General features: G+C 72.9%; 17 protein-coding genes. 11 read left to right on the plus strand and 6 right to left on the minus strand.

What is annotated here, in order from left to right; genetic code table 11:
• Window positions 1-35 precede the first annotated feature (35 nt).
• The 8 genes from D7M15_RS25775 (at window position 36) to D7M15_RS25810 (ending at window position 10,923) form a co-directional block, all read left to right on the plus strand.
• The gene (locus D7M15_RS25775) at window positions 36-908 is read left to right on the plus strand and encodes a family 3 encapsulin nanocompartment shell protein (protein WP_121519686.1); all 873 of its coding nucleotides are present in this window, start codon (window positions 36-38) and stop codon (window positions 906-908) included.
• 647 nt (window positions 909-1,555) lie between these two features.
• On the plus strand, window positions 1,556-4,009 hold the full coding sequence (locus D7M15_RS25780) for a sensor histidine kinase (protein ID WP_240649489.1): 2,454 nt from the start codon (window positions 1,556-1,558) through the stop codon (window positions 4,007-4,009).
• Window positions 4,009-4,431 carry a roadblock/LC7 domain-containing protein gene (locus D7M15_RS25785; protein ID WP_121519688.1) on the plus strand — a complete coding sequence of 141 codons (423 nt, stop codon included), beginning with the start codon at window positions 4,009-4,011 and terminating at the stop codon, window positions 4,429-4,431. Before D7M15_RS25780 ends, D7M15_RS25785 begins: the two co-directional genes overlap by 1 nt.
• A gap of 206 nt (window positions 4,432-4,637) precedes the next feature.
• Window positions 4,638-5,768 carry an ABC transporter substrate-binding protein gene (locus D7M15_RS25790; protein WP_121521401.1) on the plus strand — a complete coding sequence of 377 codons (1,131 nt, stop codon included), beginning with the start codon at window positions 4,638-4,640 and terminating at the stop codon, window positions 5,766-5,768.
• Between the two features lie 3 nt (window positions 5,769-5,771).
• Window positions 5,772-7,934: an ABC transporter permease gene (locus tag D7M15_RS25795; RefSeq protein ID WP_121519689.1), complete on the plus strand. Its 2,163-nt coding sequence runs from the start codon at window positions 5,772-5,774 to the stop codon at window positions 7,932-7,934.
• Window positions 7,935-8,005: 71 nt separating this feature from the next.
• Window positions 8,006-8,824: an ATP-binding cassette domain-containing protein gene (locus tag D7M15_RS25800; protein WP_240649740.1), complete on the plus strand. Its 819-nt coding sequence runs from the start codon at window positions 8,006-8,008 to the stop codon at window positions 8,822-8,824.
• Between the two features lie 50 nt (window positions 8,825-8,874).
• Window positions 8,875-9,612 (plus strand): ABC transporter ATP-binding protein, encoded by a 738-nt coding sequence (locus D7M15_RS25805; RefSeq protein WP_121519691.1) that lies wholly within the window; start codon window positions 8,875-8,877, stop codon window positions 9,610-9,612.
• Between the two features lie 111 nt (window positions 9,613-9,723).
• Complete coding sequence (locus D7M15_RS25810; protein ID WP_121521403.1) at window positions 9,724-10,923, plus strand: FAD-dependent monooxygenase; 1,200 nt, start codon at window positions 9,724-9,726, stop codon at window positions 10,921-10,923.
• A gap of 79 nt (window positions 10,924-11,002) precedes the next feature.
• On the opposite strand, the gene D7M15_RS25815 is transcribed toward D7M15_RS25810, so the two are convergent.
• Complete coding sequence (locus tag D7M15_RS25815; RefSeq protein ID WP_121519692.1) at window positions 11,003-11,968, minus strand: bacteriocin fulvocin C-related protein; 966 nt, start codon at window positions 11,966-11,968, stop codon at window positions 11,003-11,005.
• Window positions 11,969-12,360: 392 nt separating this feature from the next.
• Here D7M15_RS25815 and D7M15_RS25820 point away from each other — a divergent pair, with 392 nt between their 5' ends.
• Both D7M15_RS25820 and D7M15_RS25825 read left to right on the plus strand, forming a co-directional pair.
• Window positions 12,361-12,999 carry a TetR/AcrR family transcriptional regulator gene (locus tag D7M15_RS25820; protein WP_121519693.1) on the plus strand — a complete coding sequence of 213 codons (639 nt, stop codon included), beginning with the start codon at window positions 12,361-12,363 and terminating at the stop codon, window positions 12,997-12,999.
• 14 nt (window positions 13,000-13,013) lie between these two features.
• On the plus strand, window positions 13,014-13,592 hold the full coding sequence (locus D7M15_RS25825; RefSeq protein WP_121519694.1) for a TetR/AcrR family transcriptional regulator: 579 nt from the start codon (window positions 13,014-13,016) through the stop codon (window positions 13,590-13,592).
• 42 nt (window positions 13,593-13,634) lie between these two features.
• Here D7M15_RS25825 and D7M15_RS25830 read toward each other — a convergent pair whose 3' ends face one another.
• The 5 genes from D7M15_RS25830 to D7M15_RS25850 form a co-directional block, all read right to left on the minus strand.
• The gene (locus D7M15_RS25830) at window positions 13,635-14,354 is read right to left on the minus strand and encodes a VWA domain-containing protein (protein ID WP_121519695.1); all 720 of its coding nucleotides are present in this window, start codon (window positions 14,352-14,354) and stop codon (window positions 13,635-13,637) included.
• A gap of 294 nt (window positions 14,355-14,648) precedes the next feature.
• On the minus strand, window positions 14,649-15,011 hold the full coding sequence (locus D7M15_RS25835) for a DUF397 domain-containing protein (RefSeq protein ID WP_121519696.1): 363 nt from the start codon (window positions 15,009-15,011) through the stop codon (window positions 14,649-14,651).
• A gap of 79 nt (window positions 15,012-15,090) precedes the next feature.
• The gene (locus D7M15_RS29580; protein WP_121519697.1) at window positions 15,091-15,453 is read right to left on the minus strand and encodes a DUF397 domain-containing protein; all 363 of its coding nucleotides are present in this window, start codon (window positions 15,451-15,453) and stop codon (window positions 15,091-15,093) included.
• A gap of 79 nt (window positions 15,454-15,532) precedes the next feature.
• A complete protein-coding gene (locus D7M15_RS25845) occupies window positions 15,533-15,739 on the minus strand; it encodes a DUF397 domain-containing protein (protein ID WP_121519698.1) in 207 nt (68 codons plus the stop codon).
• The gene (locus D7M15_RS25850; protein ID WP_240649490.1) at window positions 15,736-16,734 is read right to left on the minus strand and encodes a helix-turn-helix transcriptional regulator; all 999 of its coding nucleotides are present in this window, start codon (window positions 16,732-16,734) and stop codon (window positions 15,736-15,738) included. Before D7M15_RS25850 ends, D7M15_RS25845 begins: the two co-directional genes overlap by 4 nt.
• A 151-nt stretch (window positions 16,735-16,885) precedes the next feature.
• Between D7M15_RS25850 and D7M15_RS25855 the strand changes: the two genes are divergently transcribed.
• Window positions 16,886-17,320 carry an ATP-binding protein gene (locus D7M15_RS25855; RefSeq protein WP_206337514.1) on the plus strand — a complete coding sequence of 145 codons (435 nt, stop codon included), beginning with the start codon at window positions 16,886-16,888 and terminating at the stop codon, window positions 17,318-17,320.
• Window positions 17,321-17,492 lie beyond the last annotated feature (172 nt).

Here is a 17,492-nt window from a genome sequence, read left to right on the forward strand (position 1 = left end):
CCGTACCGTCCGCCACCCGACAGGAGGCACCCCCCATGACCGCCACCGACCCGGCCTTCGGGCCCGCCACGGCCGGACCGCCCGGCGCCACCGTCACCGCGCACGGGCCCACCCAGGGCGAGCGCTTCGCCGCGGCCTTCCAGGAGGACCCGGAGAAGGCCGAGGTGCACTTCGGCTTCACGCTCACCGACGCCTTCCAGGCGGGGAAGGACCGGCCGCGGCTCACGGCGCGGAACCTGTTCAAGAAGCGGCACGCGGAGGGCGACACCGTGCGCGGCTGGTCCGAGACCCGGCCACCGGACTCCGCCGCGCTCCCGGAGTCGGGGCTGCGCGAGGACGCGTACCGCTTCGGCACCGCCCTGCACCACGTCCGCCCGGTCACCGCGTGGGTGCGGATACCCGACGAACTCGCGGGCCACGAGGAGGCGTTGGCCGCGTTCGTCGACCACCGGCTGATGGTCCGCCTCGGCACCGCCGAGAACCGGGCCCTGACGTACGACGTGATCGACCACCCGGACGTGGCGCGACTGCCCTACCGGGGCGGGGCGTACGTACGCGGGCTGCTCGCCGCCTTCGACGAGATCGAGCAGTCCGGCGGCACCGGGCACGCCGTGATGGTCAACCCGCGCGACTACTACCGGGAACTCGTCGGCGCGGGCAGCCTGTTGGGCGATCTGGCGCGGGAGCGGGTGATGGTCTGCCGCCACCGCCAGGTGGCGCCCGGCTGCGCGCTCGTCGGGGACTTCGCCATGGCGGCCCGGTTGTTGGACGGCGCCCGTTCGGTCATCCGCGTCGGGGAACCGCCGGCGGGCGTGTGCGACGGGCCGGGCACGGCCGTCTCCGCGACGGTCCACGAGTCGGTGGCGGTGCAGCTGCCGACGCACTTCTTCCACGTGGTCCCGGGCTGAGGCGGTCGCCCGCCGGGGGCGGGGCGCGGGGTGGTACGTACGGTGCGCGCGTTTCGTACGGGAGTCGCCCGGCGATTCCGGTTACGGCCGTTCCCGCCGCCCGCCACGCTCGCCTCGCGCCGTCGGACGTCCGGCGGAGGGTCGGACTCCGGTGCGCGGCACGGCGATTCGGGGCGAAGGCGGACAACGGCGGAGGACCGCCCCGATTCGCTTCCGCGTGATTCACGCCACGCCGGTGCGGCCGTTCCGGACGGGACACCCCGCGTGTGGGATCGATTCCACTGTGTGCGAATCTGGCCTGAGCATGCCCAGTTGAGCAACTCGCTGGCGTAAACGAAGCCACGAGTGAGTTTCGGCTGGTAGAGGCAGTCAGATGTGATCAAAACGTTGCAAGATTCTGCATATTCGACGCTGAACTTGTCGCGCTGCACGCCAGGGGCCCCTAGCATTGGGCCCGCATCAGGAGGCCCACCGGTCACTTCCCTCACGTGGCCGAAGTCGGACCTCCTGTTTCCGACTAACCGATCTGCAAGACAGGTGTCTCCGTGTCGCAGAAACCCCGGCTCCGACCAAGCAGGGGACCACAGCAGGGCGCTCGTGCGGTAAGGATCACCCGCAGGCTGATCCTGCTCATCACGGTTCCGCTTGTGGTGGCCGTCGCCTTCGCGGCGCGCGCCCTCACTCCCGCAGCAAGTCAGGCCATCCAGGCCGACCGACTCACCACCATGGTGCAGGCCGCCGCGGCGGCCAGCGATCTGACGTACAAGCTCCAGAACGAACGCGCCGCCGCCGCCGTACTCATGGCCACGCAGGGAGACCCCGCGCAGCTCCAGTCGACGTCCAAGGACACCGACGAGAGCGTGCAGCGCTACAAGGAGCGCCGCGGCGAGCTGTCGAAAGTCCCCGCCAACACCGAGGCGACGCTCGACCGCATCGACCGCAGCCTCGACGAGCTGCCCTCGCTGCGCGCCCAGGCCCGTTCGGGCGCCAGCTCGCTCTCCTCGATGGCGTTCGGCTACCGCATCGTCGTCGCGGACCTCATCGCGTACCGCGACGGCATCTCCCAGGCCGACGGCGTGGAAGCGGACGTGGCCGACCACATCCGCGCCGCCGCCGCGCTCTCCCGGGCCACCGAGTACGTCGGGCAGCAGCAGGTGACGGTCGTCCGCGCGATGGCGGACGGCGGCTTCACCCCCGCCTCCCAGCGGTCGTTCGACGCCACCCTCCTCGGCTACACCGAGTCGACCGGCGTCGTCTCCGCCCTGGGCCCCGCCAGTTGGCGCTCGTGGCTGGACCAGACCCTCTCCGGGCCGCAGGCCCTCGCCGCCCAGCGGCTGGAGGACGAGGTCGGACGCAGCACCCCCGGCGAGTCCCTCGGCATCGAGCTGGACAAGTGGCAGAAGGTCACCGCCGACCGCATGACGCTGCTCCACTCCGTCGAGAAGCGCGTCGACGCCGACATCATCGGCAACGTGAAGGACGAGCGCACCACGAACATCTGGTGGGCCGTGGGCGAGCTGCTGATCGTGCTCCTCACCCTGGTCGGCGCGCTGTTCATCGCGCTCCGTCTCGGCCGCGTGATGATCCGGCGCCTGCACAACCTCCGCAACGTCGCCCACGAGGTCGCCCACGAGCGGCTGCCACAGGTGATGCGGACCCTCGCGGAGCCGGGCGCCGTCTCCGGGTCCACCCCGGACGAGATAGCCGAGCAGGCGGGCAAGCCCCTCGAATCGCTGGGCCAGGACGAGATCGGCGAGGTCGGTGAGGCGTTCAACGCCGTGCACTACGCGGCCGTACGGCTCGCCGCCGAACAGGCCGAGGCGCACGTACGGTTCGCCGAGACGCTCGTCGGCGTCGCCCGCCGAGGCGCGCAGCTGACCTCGGTCATGACCTCCGAACTCAGCACCGTGCAGCGCGAGGAGCTGGACCCGGAGCGGATGGAGGTCCTGTTCGCCCTGGACCACCTCGCCATCCGCATGGAGCGGAACGCCAACAACCTGCTCGTACTGGGCGGTTACGGCCGCGGCCGGGTCCGTACGGCCGACGCGCCCTGCACCTCCGTCATCTACGCGGCGGCCCAGCAGATCGAGCGCTTCGGCCGGGTCAGCCTCGGCCACGTCGACCCGAGCATCGGCGTCGCCGCGCGCGTCGTCGACGACGTCGCGCACCTCCTCGCGGAACTCCTCGACAACGCCACCCGCTTCTCGCCCCCCGAGACGCAGGTCGGCGTCGCCGCCTGGCACCTGTGGGACCGGGCCGTCGTGCAGATCGTCGACGAGGGCGTCGGCATGAGCGACGAGCGCCGCGACGAGCTGAACAAGAAGCTCGCGGAGCCGCAGACGGACGTCGGCGGTGTCCGCTCCATGGGTCTCCAGGTGGCGGCCCGGCTCGCCGCCCGCCACGGCATCGTGGTGGAGATGCGCGCCTCGTCCGGTCCGGGCACCATCGTCGAGGTCACGCTGCCGAGCAGCGCCCTCGCGACGCTGCCCAAGGACGACCTGCCGCTGCCCCCCGACGTACCGCGCGCGGTCACCCCGTCCGGTGTCGACAAGGCCGCGCAGCCGCAGCGTCCCACGCCGCCCGGCGACCCCGTACCCCCCGGGGGCGGCCGTCGTGCGGTCGCGCCGCCCGAGCCGCCCTCGCCCTCCGCGGGCACCCCGATGCGGCTCCGCGGACGCGGCACCGACGACCGGGTCGTCACGCAGAACGGCCACGACGGCCGCCGCTCCGCGTCCGCCAAGGGGGCCGCTCGGCCCGCGCCGGTGGACGAGGGTTCCGGGGCCAGCGAGCACGGTACGGAGCGGCGCGCGCCGAGTTGGGCCGCGCAGCCCCCGCCGGAGCCGCGCGTGGCCGGGATCAGCGCCGCGGGCCTGCCGGTCCGTCAGCGCCGCGGTGCCGGTGGTGCGGCCGGGGCCGACACCACGGAACACCGTCCCGGACCGAAGGCGAAGAAGGCGCCGAAGCGCCGTGACTCGCGGCAGGTCTCCGACGTGCTCGCCGCGTACGCCCAGGGCATCAACAGGAGCACCGGTAAGAGCGGTGGCCCCTCCTCCACAGCAACGACCGGACCCGCCGACGACAAGACACAACGGAGCACGTGATGAGCACCCCACCGTCCGCCGGTTCGCTGAGCTGGCTGCTGAGCGACTTCGCCCGACGCATGCCCGAGGTCACCCAGGTGATCGCGGTTTCCGTCGACGGCCTGGCACTGGCCTACGCGGGCATGGACCAGGACGACGCCGACCGCCTCGCGGCCATCGCGTCCGGTGTCGTCAACCTGCTGTCGGGTGCCGCCCAGTTGATCGAGGCCGACCCGGTGGAGCACAGCCTCACCGCCATGGAGGGCGGCTACCTGTTCTCCATGGCGGTCTCCAGCGGCGCGTCCCTGATCGTGGCCACGACGCGGGACGCGGACATCGGAGAGGTCAGCTACATGATGGCCGAGCTGATCAACCAGGTCGGTGACGCCCTGTCCCCGCAGAACCGCGACGCCGGCTCGCCGTTCGCCTCGCGTCCCCTCTAGACCGCGGCCGTACCCCGAGCCGCGTCCGGCCTCATGACCCGAGGCCCTGACAACCCCCCATATCGGTCGAAGCCCCCCGCACTGAGTATCCCACCAGGCAAGCCGCCACCCCGTTGGAGACCCCCGTGACTGAGAGCATACACACCGATCGTTTCCGTAAGCACCGGAGAAGGCGGGCGGTGGGAGCCGCGGCCGTCACCCTGGCCATGACCGCTGCCGCCGGGTGCGGCGGCGACAGCGACTCGGGCAGCGGCGACACCATCAAGGTCGGCCTGCTGGCCTCGCTCTCGGGCACGTACAAGCCGGTCGGCACCGAGCTGCGCAGCGGCTTCGAGCTGTATCTCGACACGCACGACAACAAGTTGGGCGGCAAGAAGGTCGAGTTCTCCGTCGGTGACGAGGGCGACGGCCCGCCCACCGCGGTGCCCGCCGCGACGAAGCTCATCAAGAAGGACAAGGTCGACGTCCTCACCGGCATCGTCGCCAACGGCTCGTACAACGCCGTCCTGCCGCTCGTCGAGAAGGCCAAGATCCCCCTGGTCTCCTCCAACGGCCGCCCCGAGGTGAAGAACGTCGACCGCCTCTGGCACACCGCGTTCCTCTCCGACGAGCCGGGCGCCGCCATCGCCGAGTACGTCAAGGACGAGGTCAACGGCCCGGTCTACGCGATCGGCCCCGACTACCAGGGCGGCTACGACGAACTCGGCGGCTTCACCGACGCGTTCAAGAAGGCGGGCGGCAAGCTGGCCAACCCGGGCGGCGAGACCAAGTGGACGCCGTTCCCGAAGACGACCAACTTCATGCCGTACTTCGCGGACATCGCCCAGTCCGACGCCAAGGCCGTGTACTCCTTCTACGCGGGCAAGGCGGCGATCGACTTCGTCAAGCAGTACGCCCAGTCCGACGCCGCGGACCTGCCGCTCTACACCGCGTTCGTCACGGAGGGCAGCGTGCTGCCCGCGCAGGGCAAGGCCGCCGAGGACATCTACTCGGTGCTGAACTACTCGGCGGACCTCGACAACGAGGCCAACCGTAAGTTCGTCGCGGACTGGTCCGCCAAGCACGACGCCCCGCCCACCACGTACGCGATGGCGTCGTACGACGCGGCCTCCGTCCTCGACAAGGCGATCGCCGCCGCCGACGACAAGGGCGAGGTGAACTCCGAGACGATCAACGACGCCATCGGGCGCCTCGGCAAGATCGAGAGCCCGCGCGGCTCCTGGGAGTTCGGCAAGACGCACTCGCCGGTCCAGAAGTGGTACCTGCGCCAGGTCCGGCCGGACGGCAAGCAGCTGGCCAACGTGATGGTGCAGGACCTGGCCACGGTCGGCGACTGACACATGGGTGCGTTCGACGCCCAGCTGGTGCCCGCGATCGACGGCGTGGCCTACGGGCTGTTGCTCTTCGTCGTCGCCGCGGGCCTCAGCCTCGCCTTCGGCACCGCGGGCGTGCTCAACCTCGCGCACGGCGCGCTGTACGCGATCGGCGCCTACCTCGGCGCCGACCTGAGCGACGGCACCTGGGGCGGGCTCGTCCTGGGCCTGCTCGCGGGCACGTCGGCGGCGGCCGCCGCCGGGGCACTGCTGTCGGTGGCGACCGCGCCACTGTCCCGACGCGGGCATCTGGCGCAGGCGCTGCTGACGTTCGGGCTGGCGCTCGCGACGGGCGACCTGCTGGTGGCGTACTTCGGCGCGGACGAGCTGCCCGTACGCATCCCCGGCGCGCTCGACGCGTCGGTGGACCTCTTCGGGCACCGCTACCCCGCGTACCGGCTGACGTTCATCGGCATGGCCGTGCTCCTGGCCGCCGTCGGCACCTGGGTGCTCACCCGCACCCGGGCCGGCGCGGCCGTGCGGGCCGCCGCCGACGACCCCGAGATGCTCGCCGCCGGGGGCGTCAACCCCCGCGCCGTGCACGCCGGGGTGCTGGCCGCGGCCGGTGCCCTGGCCGGGGCGGCCGGGGTGCTGGGCGCGCCCATCATCGGGCCGGGCCCGGGGACCGCCGACAACGTGCTGATGCTGTCGCTCGTGGTCGTCGTCCTCGGCGGGCTCCGCTCGCTGTGGGGCATCCTGCTGGCGGCCGTCGCCGTCGGCGAGGTGCAGACGCTGGGCGTGTCGATCGCACCCGACTGGGCGCCGTACCTGCTGTTCGCCTCCATGGCGGCGGTGCTCGTGCTCCGGCCGGGCGCCGCCCTGGAGGCGGGCCACGGCGGCCCCGACACCGGCGGTTCCGGCGGTGGCCCGCTCGGCCGCCTGCGCCGCCTGGCGCGACGCGGCGACGCCGCGGCGGGTCACGCCGTGAAGACGAACGGCCCGCCGCGGCCGTCCCGTCCACCCGCCGCGCGCGCGGCGGCGCTGCTGGCGCCGCTGCCGTCGCCGGTACGGGACGGGGTGCGCGCCGTGGCGCCGCTCGCGGTGTTCTTCCTGCCGCTGGTGTTCGCGCCCGTGGTGCTCGACGCGTACGCCGTCTCCCTGGTGTCGTACGCGCTGGCGCTCGGTCTCGTCGCCGTCAGCGTCACCGTGCTGACCGGCTACGCGGGTCTGCCGACGCTCGGTCAGACCGCGCCGTTCGCGGTCGGCGCGTACACCACGGCGCTCCTCGCGGACGAGGGCTGGACCGTCGGCCCCGTCCAACTCGCCGCCGCGGCCGGTGCGTCGGCGCTCTTCGCCCTGGTGACGGGCCCCGCCGTGATCCGCGCGCGCGGCACCACGGTGCTGATGATCACGGTCGCGGTCGGGGAGCTGACCGGCACCGTCATCCAGCAGACGAAGTCCGTGACGGGCGGTACGGACGGCCTCTACGGCTTCGACTCGACGGAACCGTTCTGGGGCGGCGCCCCGCTGGACGACGAGTTCGCCGTCTACGGCTACGCCCTGGCCGTCGCGGCCCTCGCCGTCACCGTGACCGTCCTCGTCCTGCGCTCCTCCGCCGGTCGGCTGCTCACCGGCAGCCGGGGCGCGGAGGCCCGGATGCGCGCCTCCGGCCACCCCGTCGCCCGCTACCTGCTGCTGGCCTACGTCGGCGCCGCCGCGCTCGCCGGGCTCGGCGGCTCGCTGCTGGTGAGCGTCCAGCAATACGTGTCGCCCGCCGACGCGGGCTTCGAGATCGCCGCGCTCGCCCTGCTGGCCGCCGTCATCGGCGGGACGACGTCGGTCCTCGGCACGCTGCTCGGCGTCGGGCTGATCGTCTGGACCCGCGACTGGCTGTCCGGGGTGTGGCCGGGACACGGACCGCTGCTGCTCGGCGTCCTGTTCATCCTCACCGTCTACCTGCTGCCGCGCGGCCTGGCCGGTCTCTGGCCGTCCGGCGTCGGCGGCCACGACGACGGCCCGGACGGCGGCGAGGCACCGCCCGGCGGCACGGCGGGCGGCACCGACCCGTACCGCGACCGGGGCTCCGGCTGGACCGGCGCCGCCAGCGCCCGTACGCCCGCCGGAGCCGACCGGGCCGCCACGCCCGTACCCGGCCGCCGCGCCGACGAGGCCCAGGAGGCCGCACCGTGACGCCCACGCCGCCCGCCGCCGCACCGGGCGCCGCCCCGACCGCCCCGCCGGGGCCGGGCGGCGGGCGCCCGGTGCTCGAACTCACCGGCCTCACCCGGCGCTACGGCAGCCTCACCGCCCTCGACGGCGTCGGCCTGCGCCTCGCGCCCGGCGCCCGGCACGCCGTCATCGGCCCGAACGGCGCGGGCAAGACCACCCTGCTCAACCTCATCGCGGGCACCGAGCGGCCCAGCGAGGGCAGCGTCGTCCTGGACGGCCGCGACCTGAGCCGTACGGCACCGGCCCGGCGCGCGCGGCGCGGCATCGCCCGCAGCTTCCAACAGCCGTCCGTCATCGCCGAACTGACCGTCCTGGACAACCTGGTGCTCGCCGGATGGCGGCACCGCCCGGCCGGGCACGCGGGCCCGCGCGGGCTGTTCGGCGCGGGCCGCCGCAGGCGGCGCGAGGAGACCGCCCGCGCCGGGCTGGCCGCCGTCGGGCTGGCGGGGTACGCGGCCCGGCGCGCGTCCGAACTCTCCCACGGGCAGCGGCGGTTGCTCGATCTCGCCGCCGCGCTCGCCACCTCGCCCCGGGTGCTGCTGCTCGACGAGCCCGCCGCCGGACTCACCGACCGGGACGTGGACCGGCTGCTGGGGGTGCTCGGCGCGCTCCCCGACGACGTCGCGATGCTGCTGGTCGAGCACCACACCGAGGTCGTCGCGGAGCTGGCCGACACCGTCACCGTCCTCGTGGACGGGCGGGAGCTGGTCGCCGGTCCGGTGCGTACGGCGCTCGACCACCCCGCCGTCCGCGACGCGTACCTCGGCACCGGAACCGGCGCGGACGGGGACGGCCGTACGGGCCCGGGTGCCGACACGGTCACCGCCCCCGGCCACGGGGGCACCCCGTGATGCCGCCGACGGACCGCGCGACGCGACCCGCCCGAGAGGACGTCCACCCGATGCTCCAACTCACCGGCCTCACCGCCGGATACGACGGCGGCACCGTCCTGCACGGACTCGACCTCGCCGTCCCGGCGGGCAGCGTCCACGCCGTCGTCGGGCACAACGGCGCGGGCAAGAGCACCCTCGTGCACACCGTCGCCGGACTGCTGCGGCCCGGAGCGGGCTCCGTACGCGTCGGCGGCACCGAGGTCGCGGGCCGCGCCGCGCACCACGTGGCGCGCGCGGGCGTCGGCCTCGTACCGCAGGGCCGCCGCGTCTTCGCCGGGCTCACCGTCGAGGAGCACCTGCGCCTCGCGCACCGACCGCCGCCCGCCGGGCGCGCGGGCCGCCCCTGGACGCCCGGCCGCGTGCTGGAACTCCTCCCACGGCTGGCCGAACGCCGCACCAACCGCGGCGCCGACCTCTCCGGCGGCGAACAGCAGATGCTCGCCCTGGCCCGCGCCCTGCTCGGCACACCGCGCGTGCTGCTGCTGGACGAGCCGACGGAGGGACTGGCGCCCGTACTGGTGCGCCAGATCCACGAGTTGATCGGCACCCTCGCCGACGACGGCATCGCGGTCCTGCTGGTCTCACCGAGCCCGGCGCTGGCCGCGAGCTGCGCCGCCGACGTCACCGTGCTGACCTCCGGCCGGGTCACCGCCCGCCTCGACGGGGACGCCGTACGCGCCGACCCGTCCGGCCTGCACGACGCCCTGGCGCTGGCGCCCGCACGCGCGCCGTCCGGTGCCCGCTGAGGCCCGTACGGGCGCAGCTGGTCCCCGTACGGTCCGGGTACGGATCACCTTTCCATCGACAATCGCAGATCACCGGGCCCGTACGGGCACCGGACCAGAGGAGTGGACTTCATGAGCGGAGGCAGCGTCGCCGTCATCGGCGGCAGCATCGCGGGTTGTGCGACGGCCATCGCGGCCGCCCGCGGGGGCGCGGACCGGATCACCGTCTTCGAGCGCGAGGGCGGCAGACTCCGGGAGAGCGGCGTCGGCCTCGGCATGCACAACGACCGGTACGCGGAGCTGGAGGCCGCCGGTTACGTGCACGCCTCCACCCCGTGGACCGAACTGAACCGCCGCGTCTGGACCTCGCGCGAGGGCGACGCGGAGCGCGGCCACGAGATCGGCGTCCAGCCGTTCCCGTTCCGCGGCTACGGCTGGGGCGACATCTGGAACGACCTGCGCGCCCGCGTCCCGGAGACCGTCGACTACCGTTCCGACGCGACCGTCACCACCCTGGAGCCCGACGCCGACGGCGTCACCGTGGTGCTGAAGGACGGCGCCCGCGAGCGGTTCGACGTGGTGATCGGCGCGGACGGCTACCGCTCGGTCGTACGGGAGACCATGTTCCCCGGCCTGAAGCCCGGTTACGCGGGCTACCTCGGCTGGCGCGGCACCTCGCCGCTGCCGCTCGACGAGGGTGTGGCCGAGCAGTCCGAGGCGCAGACCGTCGGCTTCCCCGGCGGGCACTGCATGATCTACCCGATCCCGGACGGCCAGGGCGGCCTGCGCACCAACTGGATCCTCTACACCATCCCGCCCGGCCAGGACCCGGCCGCCGCCCCCGCGCCCCCGGAGCGCACCCCCGAGCTGATGAAGCACCTCCAGGCGCTCGTCACCGACCACTTCCCGCCGTACTGGGCCGAGCGCGTGCTCCGCACCCCCGCGGAGAAGACCCTCATGCAGCCCATCTACGACCTGGAGGTCCCGCGCTACGCCACCGGCCGCATGCTGCTCGCGGGCGACGCCGCCACCGTCGCCCGCCCCCACACGGGCGGCGGCGCGGTGAAGGCCATCCAGGACGCGCTGGTGCTGGAACGGGCGTGGGAGAAGGGCGGCGACTGGGACGCGGTCCTCGGCGCGTACGACGCGGACCGTACGGCCGTCGGCGCCGCCATGGTCGAGCTGGGGCGGCGCCTGGGCCGGGCGCAGGTGGACGACACCCCCGACTGGTCCGCCATGGACCAGGGCGGGTTCGACGCCTGGTGGCAGGGCCAGCACCAGGGCTCGGACCGCAAGAGCGGCTTCGGTGGCCACGCCCTGAAGCGCGACTGACGCCCGCACGGCGCGCGCCCGCCCCCGTACGCGGGGGGCGGGCGCGCGCCGACGGCTCACGCGCGCCGTGCGAACGGCCCTACGCGCATTGGCCGTTGCAGTCGTAGGCGTAGAGCGACCCGCAGTCCTCCTCGACGATCGTGCAGCCGCCACGGTGACAAGAACCGGTGGAGCAGTAGTCGCTCTCGGTGGCGCAGAAGCAGTACGCGGGCGGACCGGCCGCCGTGTCAGGGGGCCCGAGCCGCGCGAGCAGCGCCCCCGTCTCCTCCTTCCCGAAGGCCGCCTCGGCCGACTCCTCCAGCCGCTTCAGGCGCGCGGACGGCGTACCCCCGCCCGAGACGAAGTGCCGGGGGATCATCTCCACGGCCTCGTCGAGCACGGCGGTCTGCTCCCGCGACAGGTCCGGGTGCGTCTCCCGGTACCGGCGCACCTGCTCCATCCACAACCGGGCCCGCTCCTGCGGGGGCTTGGCGCGCAGGATCGCCTTGCGGTAGGGCTCCGAGTACCGGACGACGTCGTCGTACCCGGCCGGGAGGCGGTCCTTGTTCGCCGCCACCCACGCCCTGGCGCGGGACGTCTCCGACTGCGCGAACGCCGGGGTCTGCCCGGCGAGCGTGAGACCCGCCGCGACGCCGACGCCTCCGGCGAGTTGGAGGAACCGCTTCCGCCCGAGCCCGGACCCCGTGGCCCGGTCCTCCGCCGCGCCCTCCGCGCCCGTCCTGGTCGCCTCCTCCCGGAGCCTTCCGAGCGCGCGCAGCACCCGTACCGTCGTACGGAACCCCAGCCTCCCGGCGAGCCTCGGTGCCATCGACGGGCCGGTCCAGGCCCGTACGTCCTCCCCACGGACGCGCAGCAGGGTCGGCTCCCAGGCGGGGTCGTCGCCCAAGGCGCGCCGCCGCCACCGTTCGACCTCGTCGCCCGCCAGTGGGACCACCTCGAGCTTCTGCCCACTCGCCTCGGCCACCGCCTCCGAGATGGCCGTGCACCTGCCGCACGAGCCGTCGAAGGCGAGCAGCCACCTCTCGTTCTTCCCCCGGTTCGACACGTTTCCCCCTGTTCGTCGTGTGGTGCCGGTTGGTCGGTCCGGACACAGGATGGGCGGAGGGGCGGCGGGCCCCGGAAGGGCAGTTCAAGCCAACGGGCCGCGCGTACGCCGATCGGTGCGCGAACTCCTCGTTCCGCCCGTTTCCGTCACGAAGGGAAGGGGGAAGTCCGACCCTCCCGTGGCTGCCGGTGGGGGAGCGCCGGGTGCGTCGCGTGAACGTGGCGCGGCGGTGGAGGCGGGTGCGGCGGGTTCGGCCGCGTGAGGGAGCGGCGTCTTCGGTACCTCGCCGCCCCGGCGTCGCGTCGTGCGGGGAGGTGAGAGGCGGACACAAAGTTGTTGGTCGGATGGCAAGTAAGTTGCCCGTGCGGGTCCCCGGTTGGTAGCTTCGCCGCGTGGAACGACGTACCCAGTCCGAGCGGCGCGCCGAGTCGCGCGAACGCCTCGTCAACGCCGCCATCCGGCTCCTGGCCGAGCACGGCTACGCGCACACCTCGCTCGCCCGCATCGGCGGCGCGGCGGGGCTGAGCCGTGGGCTGGTCAGCCACCACTTCGGCTCCAAGGAAGCCTGTATGCGGGCCGTGGTGGAGGAGTGCCGCACCTGGACGCACGCCCGTATCGAGGACGTCGGCGGCCACGGCGTGGACGCCCTGGACGCCGTCCTCGACGTCTACTTCGACGGGGTCCGCCAGGGCGACACCGGCCTCCGCGCGATGTCCGTCATCCTCGTCGAAGCCCTGACCGCGACCCCGGGCCTGCGCCCGGTCGTGGCCGAGACCAACGCCGAGACACGGCGGTTCATCGCGGCCCGCGTCGCCGAGATGCTGGGCCAGGACCCGCCGGAGCCGGACGGCAGCCCGGAGGTGTGGGCGCTGGCGACCCTGGTGCAGGGCCTCCTGCGCGGCGTCTCGCTCCAGTGGATGGCGGATCCGGAGAACGTCGACCTCCCGGCCGCCGTCGCCACGGCGAAGACCGTCATCCGCGCGGCGGTCGCGGCGTACGGCGACCCGGCCCGCGCCGTGGCGGCGGGGTAGGCGGTGACCGGGACGTGGTGAACGAGGAGGCGCCGACGCGCCGTTCGGACGCGCGGCGCAACCGGGAACGCATCCTGGCCGCCGCGACGGTTGAGCTGACCCGCGACGCCGACGTGCCGCTGAGCACCATCCGGCGGTGCGCGGGCGTCGGACAGGCCACCTTCTACCGGAACTTCCCCGACCGGGACTCCCTCGTACTGGAGATCCACCGCCACGAGATGCGGCACCTCGCGGACGCCGCCCCGCGCCTCCTGCGGGCCTGGCCGCCGGACCGGGCGCTACGGAAGTGGCTGGACGAACTGGCCCGCTTCGCCATGGCCAAGGCCGGGCTCGCGGAGGCGCTGCGCAAGGCGACGTGCACCCCCTGCCCGCCGGGCGGCCCGGCGCAGGCCCCGATCGCCGAGGCCGTCGAACTGCTGCTGCGCGCCAACGAGCGGGCGGGCACGGTACGTTCCGGGGTCACGGCCGAGGACTTCTTCCTCGTCACGGCCGGTCTCTGGCAGATCGACCCGACCGCCGACGACCGCGCCGCCCGTACGGCGCGCTTGCTCGACCTCGTCATGGACGGCGTCCGTACTCGCCCCGGCGACTGACCGGCACGAGCCCGCCGTCCCGTACGGCCCGGCGCTGGCGCGTCAGCCCAGCGCGCCGCCGCGTACGGCGGCGAGCCAGGCGGGGAACCCGTCGAGCAGCCGGTCGTACAGCTCCGCGTCCGTCACCGCGCGCGGGTCGCGCCCTGCGTGGAAGAAACCGGCGTTGTCCACCACGCGCCTTGCGGGGACGGCGAGTTCGTCGAGTCGGCGGAGGAAGGCGAAGTCGTTCGCGTCGGGGTCCCCGAAGCCGACGAACTGCCAGAACAGCGGCAGTCGGGCCGCCCGGCACAGATAGCGTTCGGCAGCCGTCCTGCTGCTGGGCCCGCCGTCGGTCTGGAAGACGACGAGCGCGGGTGCGCGGCTGCCGGAGGCGAGGTGGTGGTCGATGACGGCGTCCATCGCCCAGTGGGTGTGCGTACGGCCCATGTGGCCGAGAGAGTCGTGCAGCCGCGCGACCCGGCCCTCGTAGGCGCTGAGGGAGATCTCCGCGATGCCGTCCACGTCGGTGGAGAAGAAGATCAGCGGCACCACACCGTCGTCGTCGAGGTGCGCGGCGAGTCCGAGGATACGTTCGGCCAGGTGCTGGACGGTGCCGTCGCGGTAGTACGGGCGCATCGAACCGGAGCGGTCCAGCACCAGGTAGACGGCGGCGCGCACACCCTCCAGGGCGTTCTCGCGGAGGCTGTCTCCCGCCTTCTTGTAGAGGCTGACGAGCGCGGGCGCCGTCGCCTCCACCTTGGACAGGCTGATCGCGGACTTCAACTGCCCTGCCTTCCCGGCCCGTTGCCGGACCGACGTGGCGTGCGCTTTCGGGGCCGGCTCGAATGGCTCAGGAAAGACGACTCTCCTGCGCGTCTTGCTGAGGCCGAACGGAATCGCGTGCGGACTGGGATGAGGTGTGCTGCTCCGCCCCTCGCTTACCGGGCACCGCTGCGGTCACTCGTGCGGCGACTACCTGTCACGCCGTGAAGCCAGGCACGTGGAAGGGTACGACGGTTACTGGCCCGGCGCCGTACGCGTGATCTGCTCACCCGCCTTCGGCGGGTGTAGCCGAGGTCAGCCCTCGGTCGCGGTGCGGAGGAACGTGCCCCAGGCGGTGGGCGTGAAGGTGAGGCGGGGGCCGGTGGTGTGTTTGGAGTCGCGTACCAGGATGGAGCCCGGGACAGCTGCGATCTCGACACAGGCGGCGTCTTCAAAGTCGCTGTGGGTGCTCTTGGTCCACTCCAGGACAGTGTCGGCGAGGAAGGTGTCCCAGGCGGTCGCGTCGAAGGTGAGGCGGGGTCCGGCCTTGTCCTTGGAGTCGCGTACCAGGATGGAGTCCGGGACGGCGGCGATTTCGACGCAGCTGGCGCCTTCGTTGGTGCTGTAGGTGCTCTTGGTCCAGTGGAGGGTGTCGTCGGTGGTGCGCGTGATGCTCATGTCTCTCCCGTGGGTTGAGGGATGACGAACAGCCGCGTGGCCGGGGCGGGTTCGCCTCGGCCACGGGGTGGAGCGTGGTTCAGCGACCGGTGGCGCGGGTGATGAAGGTTTCCCAGACGCCCGTGCCGAAGGTGAGGCGGGGGCCGGTGGTGTGCTTGGAGTCGCGTACGCGGACGGTGCCGGGGGTCGTCGCGATCTCGACGCAGTTCGGACCCTCGTTGGAGCTGTGGGTGCTCTTGGTCCACTCCAGGACGGTGTCGGTGAGGAACGTGTCCCAGGTGGCCGTGTCGAAGGTGAGGCGGGGTCCGGCCTTGTCCTTGGAGTCGCGGACCAGGATGGAGTCCGGGGCCGCTGCGATCTCGACGCAGGCGGCGTCTGCACGGTCGCTGTAGGTGCTTTTGGTCCAGTGGAGGGTGTCGTCGGTGGTGCGCGTGATGCTCATGTCTCTCCCGTGGGTTGAGGGATGACGAACAGCCGCGTGGCCGGGGTGTGTTGGCCCCGGCCACGGGATGGAGCCTGGTTCAGCGACCGGTGGTGCGGGTGATGAAGGCTTCCCAGACGCCCGTGTCGAAGGTGAGGCGGGGGCCGGTCGCGCGCTTGGAGTCGCGGACCAGGATCGAGTCCGGGATGGCGGCGATCTCGACGCAGTCCGCGCCTTCGTTGGTGCTGTAGCTGCTCTTGGTCCACTCCAGGGTGGAACCGTCCCCAGCTGTGGGCTTGATGCTCATGTCTCTCCCAGCACTTGCTCGATGAAGGACCGCGACTCCCGTGGCGTGAGAGCCTGTGATCGGATGATTCCATACTGGCTTTCCAGGACCCGGGCGGATTTCGGGTCCGTGATCACCTTGCTGTAGATCAGCGCTTCGACGCGTCCCACTGTGCTTCCGTCGTCCATCTTCAGAATCCGGAACGCTCCGGCGAGCCCGGCGTGCTCTTCGCGGGCTGTCGGCATCACCTGGATGTCTACATGACGCAACCGACTGACCTCCAACAACCGTTCGAGTTGTCGTCGCATCACCATTGTGCCGCCGAGGGGCCGCCGTAGCGTCACCTCATCTTGGACAAAGGTGAGGGTGGGCTGCGGTTTGTGGTCGAAGATGTCCTGACGTGACAACCTTGCCCCTACGAAGCGGTCGATCTCGTCTTCTGTGTACGCCGGACGCCGGTTCATGTACAGGGCCCGCGCGTACTCCTCGGTCTGGAGCAGGCCGTGGATGACGGCGTTCGCGTACGCGCCCAACTCCACCGCGTCCGCCTCCAGTTTGGCCAAATCGCGGACCTTCTTCGGGTAGCGCGCCTCCGCCACGTCCTTCTTCAGCGCGGTCAGCGTCCCGCCCGTGTCCAGCGCCCGGTCGGTCGCCTCCAGGAACTCCGGTTGTGGGGCGCGGCGTCCGCGTTCCACGGAGGAGACCAGTTCGGCGCCGTAGCCGATGGCCGCGCCGAGTTCGGCCTGGGTGAGCCCCGCCCGTTCGCGGCACGCCTTGACCACGTGGCCCACCGCCCGTAGCACCGCCGCTGATTCGTCCTCCTCCTCGGACAGGCCGACCGCCTGCCCCGTGCTGTCCGCCGCCGCTGCCTGGTCCGTACGCGTACCGGAGACACCCATGCCGTCCATCCTCTCGCCCGTGCCGTCGACTCCGCGGGTGCTGCCCGTGACCAACTCGCCCGCCGCGCGCAGGGTTACCCAGGCGGGGTCGTACACATCGGAGTCGGGCCCGTACAAGAAGGGCGCGTACGGGTGGAAGCGCTGTTCACGCCGAACACGCGCGACCACGCTGGGTCACATGAACGACGCCATCTCGCCACCCGCCGACCGCACCGTTCCGCCCATGGGGCCCGTCCTTCCCGCCCAAGTCGGCGTGATCGAACGCCACATGACGTTCCAACTGTCCGCGACCCGGCGCGGCGCGCGGCTCGCCCGGCTGCTGGCGGTGCAGCAACTCGACGTGTGGGGCTGGCCGTACGGGTCGGACGCCTCGTGCGCGCTCGCGCAGGTCGTGGCGGAGCTGGCGTCCAACGCGGTGCTGCACGGGCGCGTACCCGGGCGGGACTTCCGGATGCGGCTGACACTCGCCCCCGTGTTCACCCTCCGTGTCGAACTGCTCGACGCCCGCGTGGGGGTGGCGCCTTGGCCGGATGCCGTACGTGCCGCCGCCGCCGGAACGTCGGAACGGTCCGACGCGGCGGACGTACCCGAGAACGGCCGAGGGCTGACGCTCGTCGCTGCCCTGGCGGACCGGTGGGGCGTCGTACGGCATCCGCACCCGTGCAAGACCGTGTGGGCGGAGTGGGACCTCGGCCGACGCTGAGCCGTACGGGCGCGGCCCCGGCCCCCGGCCCCGGCCTCCGGCGCGTCCCCGCCCGCCGTCGCGCGTACGTGCCCGCTTCCGCCCGTTCCTCGCGCCAAGTCACCGTCGGGACAAGGGAAACCGCGACGCGTGACGGTGCGTCTAAAGTTGCTGTACTCATCAACAACTCCAG

Origin of the sequence: Streptomyces sp. Z26 (assembly GCF_003665095.1) — a bacterium.
GTDB classification, from domain to species: domain Bacteria; phylum Actinomycetota; class Actinomycetes; order Streptomycetales; family Streptomycetaceae; genus Streptomyces; species Streptomyces phytohabitans.

What these genes read in the sequence shown, in the direction of transcription:
- D7M15_RS25810 (WP_121521403.1), top strand. Translation starts at nt 9,724, where the DNA reads ATGAGCGGAGGCAGCGTCGCCGTCATCGGCGGCAGCATCGCGGGTTGT.
- D7M15_RS25775 (WP_121519686.1), top strand. Translation starts at nt 36, where the DNA reads ATGACCGCCACCGACCCGGCCTTCGGGCCCGCCACGGCCGGACCGCCC.
- D7M15_RS25790 (WP_121521401.1), top strand. Translation starts at nt 4,638, where the DNA reads ATGACCGCTGCCGCCGGGTGCGGCGGCGACAGCGACTCGGGCAGCGGC.
- D7M15_RS25795 (WP_121519689.1), top strand. Translation starts at nt 5,772, where the DNA reads ATGGGTGCGTTCGACGCCCAGCTGGTGCCCGCGATCGACGGCGTGGCC.
- D7M15_RS25805 (WP_121519691.1), top strand. Translation starts at nt 8,875, where the DNA reads ATGCTCCAACTCACCGGCCTCACCGCCGGATACGACGGCGGCACCGTC.
- D7M15_RS25835 (WP_121519696.1), bottom strand. Translation starts at nt 15,011, where the DNA reads ATGAGCATCACGCGCACCACCGACGACACCCTCCACTGGACCAAGAGC.
- D7M15_RS25785 (WP_121519688.1), top strand. Translation starts at nt 4,009, where the DNA reads ATGAGCACCCCACCGTCCGCCGGTTCGCTGAGCTGGCTGCTGAGCGAC.
- D7M15_RS29580 (WP_121519697.1), bottom strand. Translation starts at nt 15,453, where the DNA reads ATGAGCATCACGCGCACCACCGACGACACCCTCCACTGGACCAAAAGC.
- D7M15_RS25845 (WP_121519698.1), bottom strand. Translation starts at nt 15,739, where the DNA reads ATGAGCATCAAGCCCACAGCTGGGGACGGTTCCACCCTGGAGTGGACC.
- D7M15_RS25855 (WP_206337514.1), top strand. Translation starts at nt 16,886, where the DNA reads ATGACGTTCCAACTGTCCGCGACCCGGCGCGGCGCGCGGCTCGCCCGG.